18 protein-coding genes are annotated in these 21,581 nt (G+C 75.7%); 14 read left to right on the forward strand and 4 right to left on the reverse strand.

Features of this window, described 5'->3' with window-relative positions; genetic code table 11:
* The first annotated feature begins 6 nt into the window (after positions 1-6).
* From purB to OKX07_RS19270, 5 genes are all read left to right on the forward strand, one after another.
* Entirely contained in the window at positions 7-1,452 is a 1,446-nt protein-coding gene (purB, locus tag OKX07_RS19250; RefSeq protein WP_265629612.1) for an adenylosuccinate lyase, read from the forward strand.
* Between the two features lie 207 nt (positions 1,453-1,659).
* Entirely contained in the window at positions 1,660-2,514 is an 855-nt protein-coding gene (locus OKX07_RS19255) for a hypothetical protein (RefSeq protein ID WP_265631965.1), read from the forward strand.
* Between the two features lie 252 nt (positions 2,515-2,766).
* Entirely contained in the window at positions 2,767-3,372 is a 606-nt protein-coding gene (locus OKX07_RS19260) for a cysteine hydrolase family protein (RefSeq protein ID WP_265629613.1), read from the forward strand.
* A gap of 19 nt (positions 3,373-3,391) precedes the next feature.
* Positions 3,392-4,519 carry a class I SAM-dependent methyltransferase gene (locus OKX07_RS19265; protein ID WP_265629614.1) on the forward strand — a complete coding sequence of 376 codons (1,128 nt, stop codon included), beginning with the start codon at positions 3,392-3,394 and terminating at the stop codon, positions 4,517-4,519.
* 59 nt (positions 4,520-4,578) lie between these two features.
* The gene (locus OKX07_RS19270; RefSeq protein ID WP_265629615.1) at positions 4,579-6,636 is read left to right on the forward strand and encodes a thioredoxin domain-containing protein; all 2,058 of its coding nucleotides are present in this window, start codon (positions 4,579-4,581) and stop codon (positions 6,634-6,636) included.
* Between the two features lie 211 nt (positions 6,637-6,847).
* On the opposite strand, the gene OKX07_RS19275 is transcribed toward OKX07_RS19270, so the two are convergent.
* Together OKX07_RS19275 and OKX07_RS19280 are read right to left on the reverse strand one after the other, a co-directional pair.
* Positions 6,848-7,315: an SRPBCC family protein gene (locus tag OKX07_RS19275; protein ID WP_265629616.1), complete on the reverse strand. Its 468-nt coding sequence runs from the start codon at positions 7,313-7,315 to the stop codon at positions 6,848-6,850.
* A 96-nt stretch (positions 7,316-7,411) separates the two neighbouring features.
* A complete protein-coding gene (locus OKX07_RS19280; RefSeq protein WP_265629617.1) occupies positions 7,412-8,689 on the reverse strand; it encodes a glutamyl-tRNA reductase in 1,278 nt (425 codons plus the stop codon).
* A gap of 46 nt (positions 8,690-8,735) precedes the next feature.
* On the opposite strand from OKX07_RS19280, the gene hemE reads away from it, so the two are divergent.
* From hemE to hemL, 6 genes are all read left to right on the forward strand, one after another.
* Complete coding sequence (gene hemE, locus OKX07_RS19285; protein ID WP_265629618.1) at positions 8,736-9,800, forward strand: uroporphyrinogen decarboxylase; 1,065 nt, start codon at positions 8,736-8,738, stop codon at positions 9,798-9,800.
* Positions 9,797-11,290, forward strand: a complete 1,494-nt coding sequence (locus OKX07_RS19290) for a protoporphyrinogen/coproporphyrinogen oxidase (protein WP_265629619.1) — start codon at positions 9,797-9,799, stop codon at positions 11,288-11,290. The genes hemE and OKX07_RS19290 overlap by 4 nt, the downstream gene beginning before the upstream one ends.
* 238 nt (positions 11,291-11,528) lie before the next feature.
* On the forward strand, positions 11,529-12,557 hold the full coding sequence (gene hemC, locus OKX07_RS19295; RefSeq protein WP_265629620.1) for a hydroxymethylbilane synthase: 1,029 nt from the start codon (positions 11,529-11,531) through the stop codon (positions 12,555-12,557).
* A 176-nt stretch (positions 12,558-12,733) separates the two neighbouring features.
* On the forward strand, positions 12,734-13,690 hold the full coding sequence (locus OKX07_RS19300) for a uroporphyrinogen-III synthase (protein ID WP_265629621.1): 957 nt from the start codon (positions 12,734-12,736) through the stop codon (positions 13,688-13,690).
* Positions 13,687-14,679: a porphobilinogen synthase gene (gene hemB, locus OKX07_RS19305; RefSeq protein WP_265629622.1), complete on the forward strand. Its 993-nt coding sequence runs from the start codon at positions 13,687-13,689 to the stop codon at positions 14,677-14,679. The genes OKX07_RS19300 and hemB overlap by 4 nt, the downstream gene beginning before the upstream one ends.
* Positions 14,679-16,052 carry a glutamate-1-semialdehyde 2,1-aminomutase gene (gene hemL / locus OKX07_RS19310; protein WP_265629623.1) on the forward strand — a complete coding sequence of 458 codons (1,374 nt, stop codon included), beginning with the start codon at positions 14,679-14,681 and terminating at the stop codon, positions 16,050-16,052. Before hemB ends, hemL begins: the two co-directional genes overlap by 1 nt.
* A 211-nt stretch (positions 16,053-16,263) precedes the next feature.
* Here hemL and OKX07_RS19315 read toward each other — a convergent pair whose 3' ends face one another.
* Positions 16,264-17,244, reverse strand: coding sequence for a sulfite exporter TauE/SafE family protein (locus tag OKX07_RS19315; protein ID WP_265629624.1), 981 nt, complete (start codon positions 17,242-17,244; stop codon positions 16,264-16,266).
* A gap of 176 nt (positions 17,245-17,420) precedes the next feature.
* Positions 17,421-17,879: an RrF2 family transcriptional regulator gene (locus OKX07_RS19320; protein ID WP_265629625.1), complete on the reverse strand. Its 459-nt coding sequence runs from the start codon at positions 17,877-17,879 to the stop codon at positions 17,421-17,423.
* Between the two features lie 87 nt (positions 17,880-17,966).
* Between OKX07_RS19320 and OKX07_RS19325 the strand changes: the two genes are divergently transcribed.
* The 3 genes from OKX07_RS19325 (at position 17,967) to OKX07_RS19335 (ending at position 21,453) form a co-directional block, all read left to right on the forward strand.
* Positions 17,967-18,326, forward strand: coding sequence for a metal-sensitive transcriptional regulator (locus OKX07_RS19325; protein ID WP_322746803.1), 360 nt, complete (start codon positions 17,967-17,969; stop codon positions 18,324-18,326).
* A gap of 122 nt (positions 18,327-18,448) precedes the next feature.
* Complete coding sequence (locus OKX07_RS19330) at positions 18,449-18,679, forward strand: heavy-metal-associated domain-containing protein (RefSeq protein ID WP_265629626.1); 231 nt, start codon at positions 18,449-18,451, stop codon at positions 18,677-18,679.
* Positions 18,676-21,453 (forward strand): heavy metal translocating P-type ATPase, encoded by a 2,778-nt coding sequence (locus OKX07_RS19335; protein WP_416220802.1) that lies wholly within the window; start codon positions 18,676-18,678, stop codon positions 21,451-21,453. The genes OKX07_RS19330 and OKX07_RS19335 overlap by 4 nt, the downstream gene beginning before the upstream one ends.
* The last annotated feature ends 128 nt before the right edge of the window (positions 21,454-21,581 follow it).

Below are 21,581 nucleotides of genomic sequence, written 5' to 3' on the forward strand. Positions count from 1 at the left end.
GACCCCATGCCGCTCGACGCCTCCTCGCCCCGCGTCCGCCTCGCCGACGTCTCCCCGACGATCGCGCTCGGACCGCTCGACGGCCGCTACCGCCCGACGGTCGCGCCGCTGGTCGACCACCTGTCGGAGGCGGCGCTCAACCGGGCGCGCGTCGAGGTCGAGGTCGAGTGGGTCATCCACCTGACGTCGCACGGGGTGGTGCCCGGCGCACCCGCGCTCGCGCCCGACGAGCAGCAGTACCTGCGGGACGTCGTCGCGACGTTCGGTGCGGACGAGGTCGCGGAGCTCGCGGAGATCGAGCGGACGACGGTGCACGACGTGAAGGCCGTCGAGTACTTCCTCAAGCGCCGCATCGCCGCCTCCCCCGACGCGCTGCGCGCCGACACAGTCCTTCCCCGGGTCAACGAGCTCGTGCACTTCGCGCTCACGAGCGAGGACGTCAACAACCTCTCCTACGCCCTGATGGTGCGCGGGGCCGTGCATGACGTGTGGACGCCGGCGGCGGTCGCGCTGACCGACGAGGTCGCCGCGCTGGCCGCCGAGCACGCGGCCGTCCCCATGCTCGCGCTCACGCACGGCCAGCCGGCGACGCCGACGACGCTCGGCAAGGAGCTCGCCGTGCTCGCGCACCGCCTGCGCCGCCAGCTGCGCCGCATCGCCTCCGACGAGTACCTGGGCAAGCTCAACGGCGCGACGGGCACGTACGGCGCGCACCTGGCGGCGGTCCCGGACGCCGACTGGCAGGCGGTGTCGCGGACGTTCGTCGAGCACCTGGGCCTGACGTGGAACCCGCTGACCACGCAGATCGAGTCCCACGACTGGCAGGCGGAGCTCTACGCGGACGTCGCGCGCTTCAACCGGGTGCTGCACAACCTGGCCACCGACGTGTGGACGTACATCAGCCGGGGCGTGTTCACGCAGATCCCCGTCGCGGGTGCGACGGGCTCGTCGACGATGCCGCACAAGGTCAACCCGATCCGCTTCGAGAACGCCGAGGCGAACCTCGAGATCTCGTCCGCGCTGCTCGACGCGCTCGCCTCGACGCTCGTCACCAGCCGCCTGCAGCGCGACCTGACGGACTCCACGACGCAGCGCAACATCGGCCCCGCGTTCGGGCACTCGCTGCTCGCGATCGACAACGTGCGCCGCGGCCTGCGGGCGCTGTCGGTGGACACGGCGATGCTTGCGCGCGAGCTCGACGGCAACTGGGAGGTGCTGGGCGAGGCGGTGCAGTCGGCGATGCGCGCGGCGTCCGTCGCGGGTGTGGCCGGCATGGACAACCCGTACGAGCGCCTGAAGGAGCTGACGCGCGGCCACCGGCTCACCGCGCAGGACATGCGGGAGTTCGTCGACGGGCTGGGGCTGCCCCAGGACGTCACGGAGCGACTCCGAAACATGTCGCCCGCCTCGTACACCGGTCTCGCCGCTGCGCTTGTCGCCCACTTGGCGTAGTATTTGACCGGTTTCGTCCGGTTCCGCGGCGAAACGTCCCCCGGATGCGTCACCCGAACGGCCTAATCTCGGCCTCGTGAGTGGGAGCGGTCCCCGTCGAGACGTTTCGATACCTGGACATGTGCCCTGGATCACGCCAGAATCGACGCTGTCGTCGGAATTCTCCCCTTCGGTCCGATCCGGCAAGGAAGCCACAACGTGACTCTGATGCAGAAGGCGATCACCCCGTCGCAGGCGCACGCGCACCTCACGCAGGGTCACGACCGCATCGCCGGTTACGTGGTCCGCGCGGAGGACGTCGCGTTCGCCACCACCCCCGCGCAGCTCTTCGAGGTGCACGGACTCGGCTACCCGGGCTCGCCGTTCAGCCCGTACGACCGGTCCATCGACATCCTGCGCTTCGAGTCGTCGCCCCAGCTGCAGTACCGCGACGTGCCCGGGTACATCGTCCCGCTGTGGTGGCTGCGGCACTCCCGCATCCCCCCGGGCGCCGAGCTCATCCGCGTGCACGACGACGGCACCTCGACGCTCCTCGCCCGCTACGGCGACGTGGGCACCGGGTGGACCGTCACGCAGCTCGGAGCCCCGCGCCCCGCGCTCGCGTCGCTGTCGCGCTGCGTCGGCCCCGTGGCGAAGTGGCACGGCGCCTACCTGGAGGCGGACGTCGTCGACGGTGGTCACACGGTCGTGCTGGCGCTGGCGAACCCGCCCCTGGCGGAGACCGGTTTCCACCAGTCGCCGTCGGGTCGCTGGTACCGCCGGGTCGCCCGTGAGGACGTCAGCGAGCTGTTCGAGCTGGACCTGACGGCCCGCTGGAACGGCCTGTCGGTGCGGGTCGTCGACCAGTGGCAGGACGCCCAGCGGTACGTCGTCGCGCGCATCTCCCACCTCGGTGACGACATCGAGCGGGCGGAGCGGCTGCACCTCGAGCGCGTCGAGGCCGGCGTCTACGAGGCCATCGTATACGCGGCCGAGCTGACCGACATCGAGACCAACCAGGTGGTCCCCCACACCTGGGCCCCGGGTCCTGCGGCGCAGCAGCGCCACTGGGCACACTCGTAAATCTGATCCGTGAATTTTCACCCACGGGACGCCGCGTTCGCGTAGCATCCCTAGACATACCGGCACGAACCCGAGCGGCACTCCACGGAGAGCCCCGGTCCCGGTCGGCCCCCCGAGGGCCGGCCCACAGACCGCACCGGGCCTGGTCCTCCCCCCCGACCAGGCCCGGTGCGCTTTTTCTTTCGAGGCGCGGGTCGCAAGGCGTCGGGCGGCCGGGGTGCGTGCGCGGCCGGGTGCCGGACACTGTCTGCCATGCAGATTCCCGCACCGGAGCTGCCGGACCTGGACCGGCTCGCACTGATCGTGGTGGACGTGCAGCGCGGGTTCGACGACGCCGACCACTGGGGCCCCCGCAACAACCCCGGGTGCGAGCAGAACATCGCCGCACTCCTGCAGGAGTGGCGCGCGCGCGGGCGGCCCGTCGTGCTCGTCCGTCACGACTCGACCCAGCCCGCCTCGCCGCTGCGGCCGGGGCAACCGGGCAACGCGTTCAAGGACCTCGTCGCCGGCAAGGCCGACCTGCTGGTCACCAAGCACGTCAACTCCTGCTTCCACGGGCAGCCGGACCTGGACCGGTGGCTGCGCGACCGGGACCTGGCCGGCATCGTGGTGGTCGGCATCACCACGAACCACTGCTGCGAGACCACCGCACGGGTCGGCGCGAACCTGGGCCACCAGGTCGTGCTCGTGCTGGACGCCACCCACACCTTCGACCGGCGTGCCCCGGACGGGAGCGTCGTCACCGCCGACGAGCTGACCCGGGTGACCGCCACCAACCTGCACGCGGAGTTCGCGACCGTGGCGAACACCGAGCACCTCCTGCTCGCAGGGGACGCGTTGCTAGCCTCGGACCGGTGACCCGACCCCGGAGCGTGCGATGAGCGACGTCCTCGACGATCTGCGTCGCCACCCCGACCTCGAGGCGCCCAACCTCTACGCCGTCGACGCGACCGACCGGCTCGTCCTCGACGAGGCCGCCCCGGCGCTGGCCGACGCCACGGACGGGACCGTCGTCGTGGTCGGGGACCGGTACGGCGCCCTGACGCTCGGCGCGGTGGCCCGGCACGGGGTGACCGGGATCCGCACGCACCAGGACCGGCTCACGGGCGAGCGGGCGCTGCACGCGAACGCCGAGCGGCTCGGGCTCGGGGGGTTCACCTCGCACGCGCTGACCCCCGAGCTCGTCGCGGGCGCGCGGCTCGTGCTGCTGCAGCTGCCGCGCGCGCTCGACGAGCTCGACGAGGTCGCCGGGTTGATCGCGGAGCACGCCGACCCGGCGGTCGTCGTCGTGGCCGGGGGCCGGGTCAAGCACATGACCACCGCGATGAACGACGTGCTCGGACGGCACCTCGCGGTGGTCGAGGCGCGGCTCGCGCGGCAGAAGTCGCGGGTGCTCGTCGCCCGCACCCCGCGCCCCGCGACCGAACGGCCCGCACGCCGGTGGCCCGAGCGCGCGGAGCACCCGGACCTCGGGCTCGTGGTGTGCGCGCACGGCGGGGCGTTCGCCGGCACGGGCGTCGACATCGGCACCCGCGCCCTGCTCGCGCACCTCGACGACGCCCCGCACCGCACCGGCACGGCCCTGGACCTCGGGTGCGGCACGGGCGTCCTGGCCGTCGCGCTCGCACGCCTGCGGCCCGGCCTGGCCGTCACGGCGACCGACGAGTCCGCGGCGGCGGTCGCGTCCGCGGCGGCCACGGTCGAGGCGAACGACGTCGGCGACCGCGTGCGCGTGACGCGCGCGGACGGCGCCGGCGACCTTCCCGACGCGAGCGTCGACCTCGTCCTGCTCAACCCGCCGTTCCACGTCGGCGCCGCGGTGGCGCCCGCTGCGGCGCGCGCCCTCTTCGCGGACGCCGCGCGCGTGCTGCGCCCGGGCGGGGAGCTGTGGGCGGTGTGGAACTCGCACCTGCACTACCGGCCGACGCTCGAGCAGGTCGTCGGGCCGACGCGTCAGGCCGGGCGGGACCCGAAGTTCACGGTGACGGTCTCCACGCGCCGCTGAGATCCACGCAGGGCGCGCGCCCGCTCGCCGTCGCCCGGCTCCTGATCCAGGCTGGACGCGTGCCGAACCGCCTCGCGAGCGCGACCAGCCCCTACCTGCTGCAGCACGCCGACAACCCCGTCGACTGGTGGGAGTGGGGCGACGAGGCCTTCGCCGAGGCCCGCCGCCGCGACGTACCCGTCCTGATCTCCGTCGGGTACGCCGCGTGCCACTGGTGCCACGTCATGGCGCACGAGTCGTTCGAGGACCCGGCCACGGCCGCGTTCATGAACGAGCACTTCGTGTGCGTGAAGGTCGACCGCGAGGAGCGGCCCGACGTCGACGCCGTGTACATGGCGGCCACGCAGGCGATGACCGGCAGCGGCGGCTGGCCGATGACCGTGTTCGCGACGCCCGACGGCCGCCCGTTCTTCTGCGGCACCTACTTCCCGCCGCGGCGCGTCCACCAGATGCCGTCGTTCCCCGAGGTGCTCGCCGCGCTCGCCGCGGCGTGGACGGGCAGCCGCGACGAGGTGCTCACCAGCGCGGACACGATCGCCGACGCGCTGGGGCAGCGTCCCGCGGCGGGCGCCGACGGGCCGTCGGGGGGCGACCTCGTCGACGAGCGCGTCGTCGCGCGCGCCCTGGGAGGGATCGCCGCGACGTTCGACGAGCGGGACGGCGGGTTCGGGGGTGCACCCAAGTTCCCGCCGTCGATGGTGCTGGAGTGGCTGCTGCGCCACCACGCACGCACGGGGGACGCCGACGCGCTGGCGATGGTGCGCCGCACGCTCGACGCCATGGCCCGCGGCGGCATGTACGACCAGCTCGCCGGGGGCTTCGCGCGGTACTCCGTCGACGCGACGTGGACCGTCCCGCACTTCGAGAAGATGCTCTACGACAACGCGCTGCTGCTGCGGGTGTACCTGCACGCGTGGCGGCTGACCGGCGACCCGCTGGACCGCCGCGTCGTCGAGGAGACCGCCGCCTGGCTGCTCGCGGACCTGCGCACCGGCGAGGGCGGGTTCGCCTCGGCGCTGGACGCCGACAGCGAGGGCCGCGAGGGCGCGTTCTACGCGTGGACGCCCGCGCAGCTGCGCGACGTCCTGGGCGACGACGACGGCGCGTGGGCCGCGCACGCGTTCGGCGTCACCGCCGAGGGCACGTTCGAGCACGGTGCGTCCGTGCTGCAGCTGCAGGACGACCCAGCCGCCGCACGGCGCGCGACCGTCCGGGACCGGCTGCGCGACGCCCGCGAGACCCGCCCCCGCCCGGCCCGGGACGACAAGGTCGTCTCGGCGTGGAACGGGCTGGCCGTCGCCGCCCTGGCCGAGGCGGGCGCCCTGCTCGACCGCCCGGAGTGGGTCGACGCTGCCCGCCGGTGCGCCCGCCTGCTCGCCGACCTGCACACACGCACCGACGCCGACGGGGGCGACCGCCTGGTGCGGACGTCGCGCGACGGGGTCGTCGGGACCGCCGCGGGCGTGCTCGAGGACTACGCCGACGTCGCCGAGGGGTACCTCGCGCTCGCCGCGGTCACGGGTGAGCACGAGTGGTCCGCGCGGGCGCAGCGGCTGCTGACGACCGTGCTCGCGCACTTCGGCGACGGCGACGGCGGCCTGTTCGACACCGCCGACGACGAGACCGACCCGGTGCTGGGTGCCCTGCGCCGCCCGCAGGACCCGGCCGACGGGCCCACGCCCGCCGGGCCGCCCGCCGCCGCGGCGGTGCTGGTCTCCCTCGGTGCGGCGACGGGGTCGCTCGCGCTGCGGGAGGCGGCGGTCGCGGCGCTGCGGGACCCGTTGCGCCTCGCGGCGCGCTACCCCCGGGCGGCGGGCACGGCGCTGGCCACGGCCGAGGCCCTGCTCGACGGGCCGCGTGAGGTCGCCGTCGTCGGGCGGCCCGACGACCCGGCCACGCAGGCGCTGCACCGGTCCGCGCTCGCGTCGGCGGCACCGGGTCTGGTCGTCGCGGTCGGTGACCCCGACCACCTGGGGCCCGACGCACCGGCCCTGCTCCACGACCGGCCGCTCGTCGACGGGCGCCCTGCCGCGTACGTCTGCCGGGGGTTCGTCTGCGACCGCCCCACCACCGACCCCACGGCCCTCACCCACAACCTCCACCACGACCAGCGCTGACCCCCCGCCACCCCCACCCCCAAGGGCGCGAGAGAGCAATCCAGCACGCGGGCCAGAACTGGATTGCTCTCTCGCGGCAGGGGGATGGGCGCGAGAGAGCAATCCAGCACGCGGGCAGCGCGACGGCCCGGTCCCGCGTGGGACCGGGCCGTCGGTGCGTCAGACCGTCACGTCCGTCCCGCCGTCATGACGTCGGGACGACGCAGGGACGTCAGTCCGTGGGGTGGCCGCCGTGGACGCTGCCGCGCCACGCGCCGGTCTCGGTGCGGCGCTCCTCGATGAACTCCTTGAACCGGTGCAGGTCCTTCTTGACCTGCCGGTCGTCGGCACCGACGGCGGCGCCGACCTTCTCGATGATCGACTCGGGGGTCCACTCGATGTGCGTCGTGACGCGGGTCGACCCGGGGCCGAGCGGTTCGAACGTGACACGACCGGAGTGGGTCGTGCCGTCGACGCTGGCCCACGCGACGACGACGTCGGGCTGCTGCTCGAGGATCGTGGCGTCGAACTCGCGCTCGACCCCCGCGATCTCGGTGGTCCAGCGGGTCAGCGTGTCGTTGATCTGCTTGACCGCCGAGACCCCGTCCATGAAGTGCGGGAACTCCTCGAACTGCGTCCACTGGTCGTACGCGGTGCGGACGGGGACGTCGACGTCGATGGTCTGCTCGATCGTGGGCATGGCGCTCCTCCTGCTGCGTGCGGGGCTGGTGCCCGGTCGACGCTACGTCGCGCCCGCGCCGCCCGCCCGTCGAGCCGGTTGCCGAGCCGGACGTCGTCAGGCTGCGCTCGGCCCGACCGCCGGCACCTCGATGGCGGCCAGGTCGCCGAGGGCACGGGCGTAGCCCGCGGCGTCCCCGACACGGGCCGCGGCCCGGGCCGCGACCGTGGGCCCGTGCAGCTGCGCGCGCGTGCGACGGCGCAGCGACCGGGCGCGGGTCTCGTCGCGATCGACGACGGGCAGCGCGTCGAGGGCGGTCTCGAGACCCCCCAGGACGCGGGTCCGCTCGGCGACGACGGCCGGGTCCCACTCCCGCACCCGGCGGTCCGCCTCGAACTCCTCGGCGGCGAGCAGCACGACCTGGCGCGCGTGGCACAGGGCGGCGTGCTCGGCGGGCGCGTGCTCGGCGACCGACTGCAGGGAGACCAGCGCCACGCCGGGCAGCGTGCGCACGTCGGGGTCGACGTCGTGCCGCAGCGCGAGGTCGACGACCGTCAGCGGCCGGTCGCTGCCCCGGCGCACGGCCGCGAGCGCCTCGGCGCCCAGCACCGCACCCGCCGCACCGGAGCACGCGACGACGAGGTCCGTGCGCGCGACCTCGGCGAGCAGGTCCGCCCCTGCGGGAAGCGACGTGACGCCGCGCGCTGCGGCGAACGCGCGGGCGCGTCCGCTGGGCGAGTACACCCGGACGTCGTGCACGCCGCGCGCCTTGAGCGCCGCGAGGCTCGCCCCCGCGTACGAGCCGGTGCCGACGAGCACGCACCGCACGGCCGCCCAGTCGACGTCGCCGTCGGCCTGCGGCAGCGTCCGCGCGGCGAGGTCGAGCGCGACGCCGACGACCGAGCGGCCCGTCGAGCCGAGCCCCGTCGACGACTCGACGGCGCGCGACGCCCGCGACGCCGCCTGGAACAGCGCCTCGAGCGTGGACGTCGTGGTGCCGTCGCGACGGGCCGTCGACAGGGCGCGGCGCACCTGGCCCGCGATCTCACGCTCCCCCACGACCATCGACTCGAGCCCGGACGCGACGGCGAACAGGTGCTCGCTGGCATCGGAGCCGACCAGCGGGCGCAGGTGCGTCGCGACGTCCTCGGGGCTGTACCCGGACCGCGACGCGACCGTCTGCGCGACGGCACGACGGGCGCGCGGGGTGTGGGCGGTGTCGTCGACGTCCAGGTACAGCTCGAACCGGTTGCACGTCGCGAGGACGACGGCACCGGTCACGGCGTTGGTCGCGGCGACGAGCTCACGACCGACGGCGTGCACGTCCGCCTGCAGACGTTCCAGCACCGTGAGGTCGAGGTCGTGGTGGCTCGCGACGAGAGACAGGAGCACCACGGTGCCGATTGAATCATCCCGGGAATTGTCCGGCACAATCCATCGTGTGAGTCTTCCCCCACACCATCCGCTCATCGACGGCCGCACCACCGATTCCGCGCTGGTCGCGGCGTATTCCGGGACGCGTCCGGACCGCCTGCCCGTGTGGTTCATGCGCCAGGCCGGGCGGTCGCTGCCGGAGTACCGTGCGCTGCGCGCGGGCACCGCGATGCTCGACTCGTGCCTGGACCCGGACCTGGCGTCCGAGATCACGCTGCAGCCCGTGCGCCGCCACGACGTCGACGCCGCGGTCTTCTTCTCGGACATCGTGGTGCCGCTCAAGCTCGTCGGTGTCGACGTCGAGATCGTGCCCGGCACGGGTCCCGTCATCGCCTCCCCGGTGCGGACGCTCGACGACGTCAACCGCCTGCGGGACCTGGGTCCGCTGGACGCCGCGCGTCTCGCGCCGGTCGCCGCGGGCGTCGAGCGGACGGTCGCGCAGCTCGGGGGCACGCCGCTCGTCGGGTTCGCCGGGGCGCCGTTCACGCTCGCCGCGTACCTCGTCGAGGGCGGGCCGTCGCGCGACCACCTGGCCGCGCGTCGCCTCATGCACGCCGACCCCGAGGCGTGGGCCGCGCTCATGGACTGGACCGCCGACATCACGGGCGCGTTCCTCGCCGCGCAGGTCACGGCCGGTGCGAGCGCCGGGCAGCTGTTCGACTCGTGGGCGGGCGCGCTGTCGCTGGCCGACTACGCGGCGCACTGCGCGCCCGCGTCGGCGCGGGTCCTGGCCCACGTGCGCGCCATGGGGGTGCGGACCGTGCACTTCGGTGTCGCGACGGGCGAGCTGCTGGTCGCGATGCGCGACGCGGGCGCCGACGTGATGGGAGTCGACTACCGGCTGCCGCTGGACGTCGCGTCGGCGCGGCTCGGCGGGGCGACGCCCCTGCAGGGCAACGTCGACCCGGCGCTGCTGGCCGCCCCGTGGGACGTGCTCGAGGCGCACGTGCGCGACGTCGTGCGACGCGGCGAGGCGGCACCCGGGCACGTCGTGAACCTCGGCCACGGCGTGCCGCCGGAGACGGACCCGGCCGTCCTGACACGGCTCGTGCAGCTCGTCCACACGTTGTGAGCGAGCCCGCGACGGCCGTCGGCCCCGGCAGCCCCGGCGGCCCCGGCGGCTGGGAGGCCGTCGTCGTCGGCGCGGGCGTCGCGGGGCTCGTCGCGGCGCGCGAGCTGGTCCGGGCCGGGCTGCGGACGGTCGTCCTCGAGGAGCGCGAGGCCCCCGGCGGGGCGGTGCGCGGGCACGACGTGAGCGGTCTGCGGCTCGACGCGGGCGCCGAGTCCTACGCCACGCGGACCGGCTCGGTGGCGGCGCTGCTGACCGAGCTGGGCCTGGGCGACGACGTCGTCGCACCCGAGCCGCGAGGCGCGTGGGTGCACCTGACCAGCGGAGACGGTCCGCTGCCCCGCACCGGGCTGCTGGGTGTGCCGGCGTACCCGCTGGCCCCGGACGTGCGGCGCACGCTCGGCACGCGCGCCGCGGCGCGGGCCGCGCTCGACCTCGTCCTGCCGGCGCGCGTCGGCGCGGGGGCGACGACCCTGGGCGCGCTGGTCCGCGCGCGCATGGGTGACGCGGTCGTCGCGCGGCTCGTCGGCCCGGTCGTCGGGGGCGTGCACGCGGCCGACCCGGACGACCTCGCGATCGACGCCGCCGCACCCGGGTTGCGCGACGCGCGGGCCGCGGCGCGCGGGTCGCTCGCCCGCGCCGTGCGGGGGCTGCGGGCTTCGGCGCCGGCCGGCACCGCCGTCGAGGGGGTCGCGGGGGGCGTGCACCGGCTCGTCGACGCGCTCGTCGCCGACGTCACCGCCCACGGCGGCGTCGTGCTGACGGGGACGCGCGCCGAGTCGGTGACGCGGGCCGCCGACGGCCGGTTCGTCGTCGGCACGCGGGACCTGCACAGCCCGCCGCGTCCGTCGCGGGACCTGCGCGCGCAGCGGCTGGTCGTCGCGACACCGGGTGCGCCCGCGCTGCTCGACGGGCTCGACGGGGCGGTGCTCCGGGACGTCCGGCTGGACGCCGGGGCGCCCGTCACGCTCGTCACCCTGGTGCTGGAGGCGCCCGCGCTCGACGTCGCACCGCGCGGCACGGGCGTGCTCGTCGGTACCGGCGCCGACGACGTCCGCGCCAAGGCCCTCACGCACGCGACCGCGAAGTGGGGCTGGCTGGCGCAGGCGGCGGGACCGGGTCGGCACGTCGTGCGGCTGTCGTACGGGCGGGCGGGCGGTGCGGGCGACGCGGGGGACGGAGGGCGGGACGTCCTGCCGACCGGGGACGCGCTGGTGGACCTGGCGCTGCGGGACGCCGCGACGCTGCTGGGCGTGCCGCTGGCCCGCACCGCGCTGCGGGGGTCCGCGGTGGTGGTGTGGACGCAGTCCCTGCCGCGTCCGAGCACGGCGCACCGGGCGGCGGTGGCGACCGTCCGCACCGCGGTCGACGCGATGCCCGGCGTCGCGGTGTGCGGGGCGTGGGCGGCCGGCAACGGCCTGGCGTCCGTCGTCCCGGACGCCCGGGCCGCAGCCCGCACCCTGATCCCGGACGTCTCCCCGGGCGACCGGTAGCCGGGCCGCGAGACCGGGCGGGGGTGGCGCGCGGGCGCTCGTGAACGGTCCGAGGCCCGTGTCGCGGAAGGTCTCGACGCGGAGATGACGAGGTGTCAGAATTCGTCGGGGCGAATGGTGTGCCTCACATTTCCCACCTCCCTCCGCGCACATTCTGACGAATTGTCAGATCGACGCGGGCGACGGGTTTCCCGGTCCCTGTTTCGACATCCGCGCGCCCGACGACGACACTGGACGCATGCCTCAACAGGTGCGCATCGGCACGCGCGCGAGCGCCCTGGCCCTCACCCAGACCGGCCACGTCGCCGACGCGCTCGCGTCCCTCGGTGACCTCACCGTCGAGACCGTGCGCGTCCGCACCCAGGGGGACCTCGTCCGCGCGTCCCTCACGACGCTCGGCGGCACCGGCGTGTTCGTCACCGCGCTGCGCGACGCCCTGCTGACCGGCCGCTGCGACGTCGCCGTCCACTCGCTGAAGGACCTGCCCACCGGCCCCGCCGCCGGGCTCGTCGTCGCCGCCGTGCCGGCCCGCGCCGATGCGCGCGACGCCCTGTGCGCCCGCGACGGGCTCACGCTCGCGCTCCTGCCCGCCGGCGCCCGCATCGGCACCGGCTCGCCGCGCCGTGCCGCACAGCTGCGCGCGCTGCGTCCCGACGTCGAGGTCGTCGACATCCGCGGCAACGTCGGTACCCGCCTGGGCCGCGTCCGCGGGCTCGACCCGACGACCGTCGCCGACGGCCCGCACGTCGGGACCGCCGCCCCGCACCCCGGCGCCGCCGCCGACGCGCCCCGGGGCGATCTCGACGCGGTCGTGCTCGCCGCGGCCGGCCTCGCGCGGCTCGGGCGGCTCGACGCGGTCACCGAGCTCTTCGCACCCGACGTCCTCGCCCCGGCCCCCGGGCAGGGCGCGCTGGCCGTCGAGGTCCGCACCGCCGACGCCCACGCCGACACGCCCCTCGCGGCGGCCCTGCGCGCGCTCGACGACCCGCCCACGCGGCGCGCCGTCGTCGCCGAGCGCGCCGTCCTCGCACGCCTCGAGGCCGGCTGCGCAGCCCCCATCGGCGCCTGGGGTCGCCTGGTGGGGGCCGACGGCGCGCTCGAGCTCGACGCCGTCGTCGCGGCCGTCGACGGGTCGCGCGTCCTGCGCCGCGGGATCCGCGGCCCTGCCGCCGACGACGCCGCGGCGGACGCCCTCGGCCGCCATCTCGCCGAGGACCTCCTCGACGCGGGCGCCGCCGACCTCGCCCCCCTGGGGACGACCCGGTGACCGACCACGCTCCCGCGACGGGCCCGCTGACCGGCTGGCGCGTCCTCGTCCCCCGCCCCCCGCTCGACCCCACCCCCACCGAGGCGGGATCGCCCCCCCACCAGGTGGTGACAGAGCAATCCAGGACCACCACCCCACCCACCGAGGCGGGATCGCCCCCTCGCGGGGGGTGGGGGGTGAGTCCGGCGGCGGTCGCGGTGGCAGCGGCGGGAGGTGAGCCGCTCGTCGTGCCGCTGGTGCGCACGGTGCCGGTCGACGACCTGCGCCCCCTCGACGACGCCCTGCTCGCGCTCGGCGCCGGCTGGTACCCGTGGCTCGCGGTGACCAGCCAGGCCGCCGTCGCCGTCCTGGCGGAGCGAGCGGGGGCGTACGACGACGGGCTCGCGGCTCTGGTCGGACGCAGCGGCGCGCTCGTCGGGGCGGTCGGCCCCGGGACGGCGCGCGCGCTGGAGGCGCTGGGCGTCCGCGTCGACGTCGTGCCGCCGGTCCGGTCGACGGCGGCGGACCTCGTCGTCGCGCTGGTCGCCGCCGCACGACGCAGCCGCCCGCCCGCGACCACGTCGGACGACGCCGCGCGGGACACCCCGGACGCCACCGCGCTCGCCGGTCCCGGACCAGCAGGCACCGCCCCCCGCGTGCTGTTCCCCCGCGGCGACCTGGCCGCGGCGACGCTCGCCGACGGGCTCACGGCCGCGGGCTGGACCGTCGACGACCTCGTCGTCTACCGCACGGTCCCGGCGGGCCCGCCGGAGCCCCACGTCGCGCGCGCATGGGCTGCGGGCGACGTGCACGCGGCGCTGCTGACGTCGGCGAGCAGCGTGCGCGCCCTGCTCGACCACCTCGGCCCGCCGCCGCCGGCCACCCGCGTCGTCGTCATCGGCCCGAGCACCGCGGCGGAGGCTCTCCGGCTGGGCGTCCGCGTCGACGCGGTCGCGTCCCGGCAGACCCTCGCGGGGCTCGTCGACGCGCTCACGGACCTCGTCGCCCGCACGGACGCCGTACCCGGCACGCCGCCCGGCACCCCACCCGCCACGGCACGCGACACGCCACCCGCCACCCCGCCCGGCACGCCGCCCCCGACCGGGCCGCCGCTCACCGGCCTGCCCCCCACCCCCACGGAGGACGCCCCGTGACCACGCCCGACCCCGGCCGCGTGCGGCCCCGCCGCCTGCGCCGCACCCCCGCCCTGCGTCGCCTTGTCGCCCAGACGCGCCTGCACCCTGCCGACCTCGTGCTGCCGGTGTTCGTCCGCGAGGGCCTGGACGCCCCGCGCGCGCTGCGGTCCATGCCCGGCGTCCTGCAGCACACGCGCGACTCGCTGCGGCAGGAGGCTGCCCGCGCGGTCGAGGCGGGCGTCGGCGGGATCATGCTGTTCGGCGTGCCGGAGCACCGCGACGCCACCGGGTCGGGGGCGACGGACCCGGACGGCATCCTCAACGTCGCGGTCGCGGACGTGGTCGCGGAGGTCGGCGACGCGCTCGTCGTCCAGGCCGACCTGTGCCTCGACGAGTTCACGGACCACGGGCACTGCGGCGTCCTGACCGCCCGCGGCGTCGTCGACAACGACGCGACCCTCGAGCGGTACGCGGCGATGGCCCTCGCGCAGGCGACGGCGGGCGCCCACCTGGTGGGGCTCAGCGGCATGATGGACGGCCAGACGGGCGTCGTGCGGGACGCGCTGGACGCCGCGGGCCACCAGGACGTCGCCGTGCTGGCGTACGCCGCGAAGTACGCGTCGGCGTTCTACGGGCCGTTCCGTGAGGCGGTGGAGTCGCAGCTCGACGGGGACCGTCGCACGTACCAGATGGACCCCGCCAACCGTCGGGAGGCGGCGCGGGAGGTCGCGATCGACATCGCGGAGGGCGCCGACGTCGTCATGGTGAAGCCGGCGATGTCCTACCTGGACGTGCTCGCCGACGTCGCCGCGTCGTCTACCGTGCCCGTCTGGGCATACCAGGTGTCCGGGGAGTACGCCATGATCGAGGCGGCGTCCGCGCAGGGGTGGATCGCCCGTCGGAGTGCAGTGACCGAGTCCGTCCTCAGCATTCGGCGGGCGGGTGCCGATGCCATCCTGACGTACTGGGCGACGGAGCTGGCCGGGTGGCTGGCAGAGGAGCGGTGATGACGCAGGTCGAGGACGACACGGTCGTGCTGGGATACGCCCCGGCCTGGACGGCCACCAGCGCGGAGGCCTTCGCGCACGCCACGTCCGTGATCCCCGGCGGCGTCAACTCACCGGTGCGCGCGTTCGGGGCCGTCGGCGGCACGCCGCTGTTCCTGGCGTCGGCCGTCGGTGCGTACGTGCGCGACGTCGAGGGCCGCGACTACGTGGACCTGGTCGGGTCGTGGGGGCCGGCGCTCGTCGGGCACGCGCACCCGCAGGTCGTCGAGGCGGTGCAGCAGGCCGCCGCGCGCGGGCTGGGCTTCGGTGCGCCGACGACGACCGAGGTCGAGCTCGTCGACGAGATCCGCGAGCGCGTCCCGGTGGCGGAGCGCGTGCGTCTGGTGTCGACCGGCACCGAGGCCGTGATGACGGCGCTGCGGCTGGCCCGCGCGTGGACCGGCCGCGACAAGATCGTGAAGTTCGCCGGCTGCTACCACGGGCACGTCGACTCGCTGCTCGCCCAGGCCGGGTCGGGCGTCGCGACGCTCGGGCTGCCCGGGTCGGCGGGCGTCACCGCGGCCGTCGCCGCCGAGACGATCGTCGTCCCCTACAACGACATCGAGGCGCTGCAGGCCGTGTTCGACGAGCACGGGTCCTCCATCGCCGCGGTCATCACCGAGGCCGCACCCGCGAACATGGGCGTCGTGCCGCCGCTGCCGGGCTTCAACCGGGAGCTGCGCCGGATCACGCAGCACCACGACGCCGTCCTCATCCAGGACGAGGTGATGACGGGCTTCCGCGTCAGCCGCGCCGGCTGGTGGGGCCTGGAGGGTGCCTCCGAGCAGTGGGCGCCGGACCTGCTGACGTTCGGCAAGGTCATCGGCGGCGGGCTGCCCGTCGCCGCGGTGGCGGGGCGCGCCGACATCATGGAGCAGCTCGCGCCCCTCGGGCCCGTCTACCAGGCGGGCACGCTGTCGGGGAACCCCGTCGCGACGGCCGCCGGGCTGGCGACGCTGCGGCTCGCCGACGCGGAGGTGTACGCGCGGGTGGACGCCGCTGCGGCACACCTGCGGCGCGCGGTCACCGGTGCGCTCGCGGCGGCGGACGTGCCGCACGCCGTGCAGTGGGCCGGCAGCCTGTTCAGCGTGATGTTCGGCGAGCAGGCCGCGTCGGAGGGGTCGCGCGACTACGCGTCCGTGCAGGCCTCGGAGCACTGGCGGTACGGACCGTTCTTCCACGCGCTGCTCGACGCGGGCGTCCTGGCGCCGCCGTCGCCGTTCGAGGCGTGGTTCGTCTCGGCCGCGCACGACGAGGCTGTGCTGGACCGCGTCATCGAGGCCCTGCCAGCTGCGGCCCGTGCGGCCGCGGAGGCCGAGCGCCCCGAGGGGTGAGCCGGTCCGGCGTGACCGGGACCTGACGACACGACGGCGGGCCACCCCTGGGGGGTGGCCCGCCGTTCGTCGTCCTGTCCCGCAGGGCGGGTGCCCGGCATGCGGGACGGGTGATCGGCGAGACCGGGCTGGGTCGTCGTCCGGGCTTCGAAGGACGACCCAGCCCGGTCTCGTCGGGCGTCGGTCTCAGGGGTCGGACGGGTGGCGACCGCTACCGGCTCGGGCTGGCCGGGTCGGTGTCGGCGACGACGAGCTCGGGGGCGTCGTCGGGTGCGGGCTCCGCCGGACCGTGGCCCACGGCCACGACGTCCCCGCGGCCGGCGGCGAGGTCGAGGCGGTAGGCGCGGACCGACCACGTGACCGCGGCGATCCAGATGACCGCGATGATCCCGAGGACGATGCCCTCGGTGGGCGTGTCACCCACGCCGACCCAGTCGGAGCGCAGCAGGGTGCGCGTGTTGGTCAGGACGATCACGCCGCCGACCGCGGACCCCAGCACGCGGCCGGGGACCTTGCGGACGAGCCACGCGGCGATCGGGGCGGCGATGAGCCCGCCGATGAGCAGCGCCAGGACCCACGTGAAGTCGATGCCCTGCGAGCCGAGCGCGAGCAGGAAGCCCAGGCTCGCGGCGATCGCGACGAGGAACTCCGAGGTGTCGATCGAGCCGATCACCTTGCGGGGCTCCATGCGGCCGCTGGCCAGCAGCGCGGGCGTGCCGACGGGGCCCCAGCCACCGCCGCCGGTCGCGTCGACGAACCCGGCGACCAGGCCCAGGGGCGCCAGGAACCGCTTGCGCAGCGGCAGGTGCTGCCGGTCGGTGCGCAGGCCCTTGAGCGTGAACCGCACCAGCAGGTACACGCCGAGCGCGAGCAGGAGCAGCGACATGACGGGCTTGGCCGCGTCGGTCGACAGGTTCGACAGGAACGTCGCGCCGGCGAACGCGCCGATCGCACCGGGGACGCCGATGCGCAGGACGACCTTCCAGTCGACGTTGCCGAACTTCCAGTGGGCGGCCCCGGACGCGAGCGTCGTGCCGATCTCGGCGAGGTGGACGGTCGCGGACGCGGCGGCGGGGTTGGTGCCGATCGCGAGGAGCAGCGTCGTGGAGGTCACGCCGTAGGCCATGCCGAGGCTGCCGTCGACGAGCTGGGCGGCGAGCCCGACGAGGGCGAGCAGGACGATCGTGGGCACGGGGACCACCTCGGGACGAGCCGGCGCGGGCGCCGGGGACGGGTCGGACGACGCGCGGTGCGGACGTGCGACCGCGCTGCACAGATAATTCCGACCTGACTGCTCGGGTTACAAGCCCTTCCCGCATCGTGAGACAGAGTCTTGTCCTCCGGATGCCTGTCGTGCGGCCGCCCCGGTCAGGGGTTCTGCCACGCGTCCTCGCGTGCCGCGAGGTCGTGGACCGCCGCCGGCAGGTCCCGCCCGACGATGTCGGCCAGCGTCACCACGTCGAGGACGTCGCGCACCGACGCCCGCAGCGCGACCCACACCTCCAGCAGCGCCGTCGCCGACCCCTCGTACGCCAGGGCGGGGGGCCGCACGTCGCGCACGGTCACCAGCGGGCCGTCGACCGCACGGATGACGTCGGCGACCGTGATCGCGTCCGCGGGGCGCGCCAGCAGGTACCCGCCGGAGCGCCCGCGCACGCTCGTCACGACGCCGCCGCGACGCAGGTCGCCCATGATCCGCTCGAGGAAGCTGGTCGGGATGCCCTGGCCCTCGGCGAGCACGTCGCTCGGGACCGACTCACCCCCGGGCCTGCTCGCCAGCTCGGCGCACGCCCGCACCGCATAGTCCGCCTTCGCCGAGACCCGCATGCTGCGATTCTCCCCTGCCGCGCACGGCGGGACGTGCAGGGCACGCGGTCGGGTCGTCGGAATACCCCAGGGGGGTACCCTGTTCTCATGAGTGTGACCCCCGCACCCACGCACCCCGCCGCCGACCTCCACGAGCACACGGACGTCGGCGAGACCGGCGCCCCCGTGCACGGGTACACCCCGGCCAAGGCCGAGTACCTGCGCCGCCTGCGCCGCGTCGAGGGGCAGGTCCGCGGCATCGCGCGCATGGTCGACGAGGACGCCTACTGCATCGACGTCCTCACCCAGATCGCCGCCGTCACCAAGGCCCTGCAGGCCGTCGGCATCGGGCTCGTCGAGGACCACCTCGGCCACTGCGTCGTCGACGCGGCCCGCGAGTCCCCTGAGGCCGGCGCGGCGAAGGTCCGCGAGGCGTCCGCCGCCATCGCACGACTCGTCCGCAGCTGAACCCGGGCCGCCCTCCACCCCATCAGGAGGCGGCCCCACCGTCACCGGCCGCCCGGCCGCCCGCCGCCCACCCGCGCGGGCCCCCGCCGCACCGGACCCCCGTCACACACCGAGGAGCACCCATGAGCACCACCACCTTCCGCGTCGACGGCATGACCTGCGGCCACTGCGTGCGCTCCGTCACCGAGGAGCTCACCGCCCTGCCCGGCGTCACCGGCGTCGACGTCGACCTGGTCACCGGTGGCGCATCGCCCGTCACCGTGACGTCCGACGCGCCGCTCGACGCGACCCTCGTCGAGGCTGCCGTCGTCGAGGCGGGGTACGCCGTGACCCCGACACGGTCGCTGCTGTGAACGCCGACGCCCGCGACCGGGCTCCCGCACCCGGTGGCGCTCCCGGACCCGACGGCGTCACGGCCGCCGGCATCGACCTCGCGATCGAGGGCATGACGTGCGCGTCGTGCGTCGCGCGCGTCGAGAAGCGCCTCAACCGCGTCCCCGGCGCGAGCGCCACGGTCAACCTCGCGCTCGAGACCGCCCACGTCGACGTCGTCGCGACCGACGACGCACCCGCCCCGACGCTCGACGCGCTGGTCGCCGCGGTGCAGGCCGCGGGGTACGACGCCCGGCCCGTCCCGCGTCCCGGCGCGGCGCGCGGCGCCGGCGCGGCACACGGCACGTCGGACGCGCACGCGGCCGGCGCCACGTCCGAGCTCACCGGCCACGACGACCTCGAGCACGCCCTGTCCGGCATGCAGCACGCCGGCATGGAGCACGACGCTGCCGAGGACACGTCGGCACCCACCGACACCCGCGGTGCCGACCTGCGCCGGCGCCTGCGGGTCGCGGCGGTGCTGACCGTGCCGGTGCTCGTCCTGAGCATGGTCCCCGCGACGCAGTTCCGCGGGTGGCAGTGGGTCGTCGCGGCGCTGGCCCTGCCGGTCGCGACGTGGGCGGCGTGGCCGTTCCACCGTGCCGCCTACCGGGCGGCACGGCACGGCGCGTCGACGATGGACACGCTGGTCTCCATCGGCGTCGTCGCCGCGACCGCCTGGTCGCTGTGGGCGCTGCTGCTGGGCGGCGCCGGCACGCTGGGCATGCGCATGACGCCGACCCTGTTCCCCGCCGCGGGCGCCGGCCACGGCGACGCGATGCCCGAGCTGTACTTCGAGGTCGCCGCCGTCGTCACGACGTTCCTGCTGGCCGGCCGGTACGCCGAGCACCGCTCCCGCCGCCGCGCGGGCGACGCGCTGCGCGCCCTGCTCGACCTGGGCGCGAAGGACGTCGCGCTGCTGGTCACCGGCCCCGACGGCCGTCGCGTCGAGCAGCGCGTGCCGGTCGAACGCCTCACGGTGGGCGACGAGTTCGCGGTCCGCCCCGGCGAGAAGGTCGCGACGGACGGCGTCGTGGTGTCCGGGACGAGCGCCGTCGACACGTCGCTGCTGACGGGCGAGCCCGTGCCCGTGGACGTCGGACCGGGCGACGAGCTCACCGGCGCGACGATCAACACGTCGGGCCACCTCGTGGTCCGGGCGACGCACGTGGGCGAGGAGACACGGCTCGCGCAGATCGGCCGGCTGGTCGCGCGCGCGCAGACCGGCAAGGCACCCGTGCAGCGGCTCGCCGACCGCATCTCGGCGGTGTTCGTGCCCGTCGTGCTGGTGATCGCGGTCGGGACGCTCGTCGTCTGGCTCGCCACCGGCGGCGGCGTGCAGGCGGCGTTCACGGCGGCCGTCGCGGTCCTGATCATCGCGTGCCCGTGCGCGCTGGGCCTGGCGACGCCGACCGCACTGCTCGTCGGTACGGGCCGCGGCGCGCAGCTCGGCATCCTCATCAAGGGCCCCGAGATCCTCGAGGAGACGCGCCGCGTCGACACCGTGGTGCTCGACAAGACCGGCACGGTCACCGCCGGACGCATGGCCCTGGTCGACGTCGTGGCGGCGCCGGGTGAGGACGCCGACGAGGTCCGCCGCCTCGCCGCCGCGGTCGAGCAGCTCTCGGAGCACCCCATCGCCCGCGCCATCACGGAGCTGGATCGCCCTCTCACGCCCACCACCCCCACCTCCGCGAGAGAGCAATCCAGTCGCACCTCAGACGACCATGCCGAACTGGATCGCTCTCTCACCACCAGCGGGGTGGACACCCCCACCCCCACCCACGAACTGGATCGCTCTCTCACCACCAGCGGGGTGGACACCACCACCCCCACCCACGAACTGGATCGCTCTCTCACCACCAGGGGGGTGGACACCACCACCCCCACCTCCGCGAGAGAGCAATCCAGTCCGGCGGTCGTGGCGCCGTCGGCGCGGGTCGACGTGCCCGTCGGGGCGGACGGGGTCGCGATCGGGGCCGACGAGGTGCGGGAGTTCCGCGCCGACGCCGGGCGCGGGGTCAGCGGCGTGGTCCGCACCGCGCACAGCGGGCTCGGGCTGGCCCGGCGGGTCCTGGTGGGCCGGGTCGGCTGGCTCGAGGAGCAGGGCGTGCGGACCGACGACGTCACCGACGCGGTCGCCGCGGCGGAGGACGACGGTGCGACGGCCGTCGTCGCGGCGTGGGACGGCCGGGCGCGGGGCGTCCTCGTGCTGCGCGACCCCGTGAAGCCCACGTCGGCCGCCGCGGTGCGCGAGCTGCGCGCCCTGGGGCTGCGGCCCGTGCTGCTCACGGGCGACAACCGGGGTGCGGCGCTCGCCACCGCCCGGGCTGTCGGCATCGCGGACGCCGACGTCGTCGCGCAGGTGATGCCGGACGAGAAGGTCGCCGAGGTCGAGCGGCTGCAGGCCGGCGGCGCGCGCGTCGCGATGGTCGGCGACGGCGTCAACGACGCGGCGGCGCTCGCCACCGCGGACCTGGGGCTGGCCATGGGCACGGGGACGGACGTCGCGATCGAGGCGGCGGACCTCACCCTCGTCCGCGGGGACCTCGCGTCGGCGCCGCAGGCGATCCGGCTGTCGCGGCGCACGCTGCGGATCATCCGGCAGAACCTGTTCTGGGCGTTCGCGTACAACGTCGCGGCGATCCCGCTGGCGGCCCTGGGGCTCCTGAACCCGATGATCGCCGGCGCAGCCATGGCGTTCTCGTCGGTCCTGGTGGTGACGAACTCCCTCCGCCTCCGCCGCTTCACCTGACCCACCGCCTACCCCCACCCGTCGAGCGCGGTACTCGACCGCCGAGCGCGGCACCAACGAGTACCGCGCTCGACGGTTGTGTACCGCGCTCGGCGGGTGGGGGTGGGGGTGGGGGTGCGGGTGCGGGT

Source organism: Cellulomonas sp. S1-8, from assembly GCF_026184235.1.
Classification (GTDB): Bacteria; Actinomycetota; Actinomycetes; order Actinomycetales; family Cellulomonadaceae; genus Cellulomonas.

Coding starts and splice junctions, on each gene's coding strand:
- purB (WP_265629612.1), top strand. CDS start 7: ATGCCGCTCGACGCCTCCTCGCCCCGCGTCCGCCTCGCCGACGTCTCC.
- OKX07_RS19255 (WP_265631965.1), top strand. CDS start 1,660: ATGCAGAAGGCGATCACCCCGTCGCAGGCGCACGCGCACCTCACGCAG.
- OKX07_RS19260 (WP_265629613.1), top strand. CDS start 2,767: ATGCAGATTCCCGCACCGGAGCTGCCGGACCTGGACCGGCTCGCACTG.
- OKX07_RS19265 (WP_265629614.1), top strand. CDS start 3,392: ATGAGCGACGTCCTCGACGATCTGCGTCGCCACCCCGACCTCGAGGCG.
- OKX07_RS19275 (WP_265629616.1), bottom strand. CDS start 7,315: ATGCCCACGATCGAGCAGACCATCGACGTCGACGTCCCCGTCCGCACC.
- hemC (WP_265629620.1), top strand. CDS start 11,529: ATGCCTCAACAGGTGCGCATCGGCACGCGCGCGAGCGCCCTGGCCCTC.
- hemL (WP_265629623.1), top strand. CDS start 14,679: ATGACGCAGGTCGAGGACGACACGGTCGTGCTGGGATACGCCCCGGCC.
- OKX07_RS19320 (WP_265629625.1), bottom strand. CDS start 17,879: ATGCGGGTCTCGGCGAAGGCGGACTATGCGGTGCGGGCGTGCGCCGAG.
- OKX07_RS19325 (WP_322746803.1), top strand. CDS start 17,967: ATGAGTGTGACCCCCGCACCCACGCACCCCGCCGCCGACCTCCACGAG.
- OKX07_RS19330 (WP_265629626.1), top strand. CDS start 18,449: ATGAGCACCACCACCTTCCGCGTCGACGGCATGACCTGCGGCCACTGC.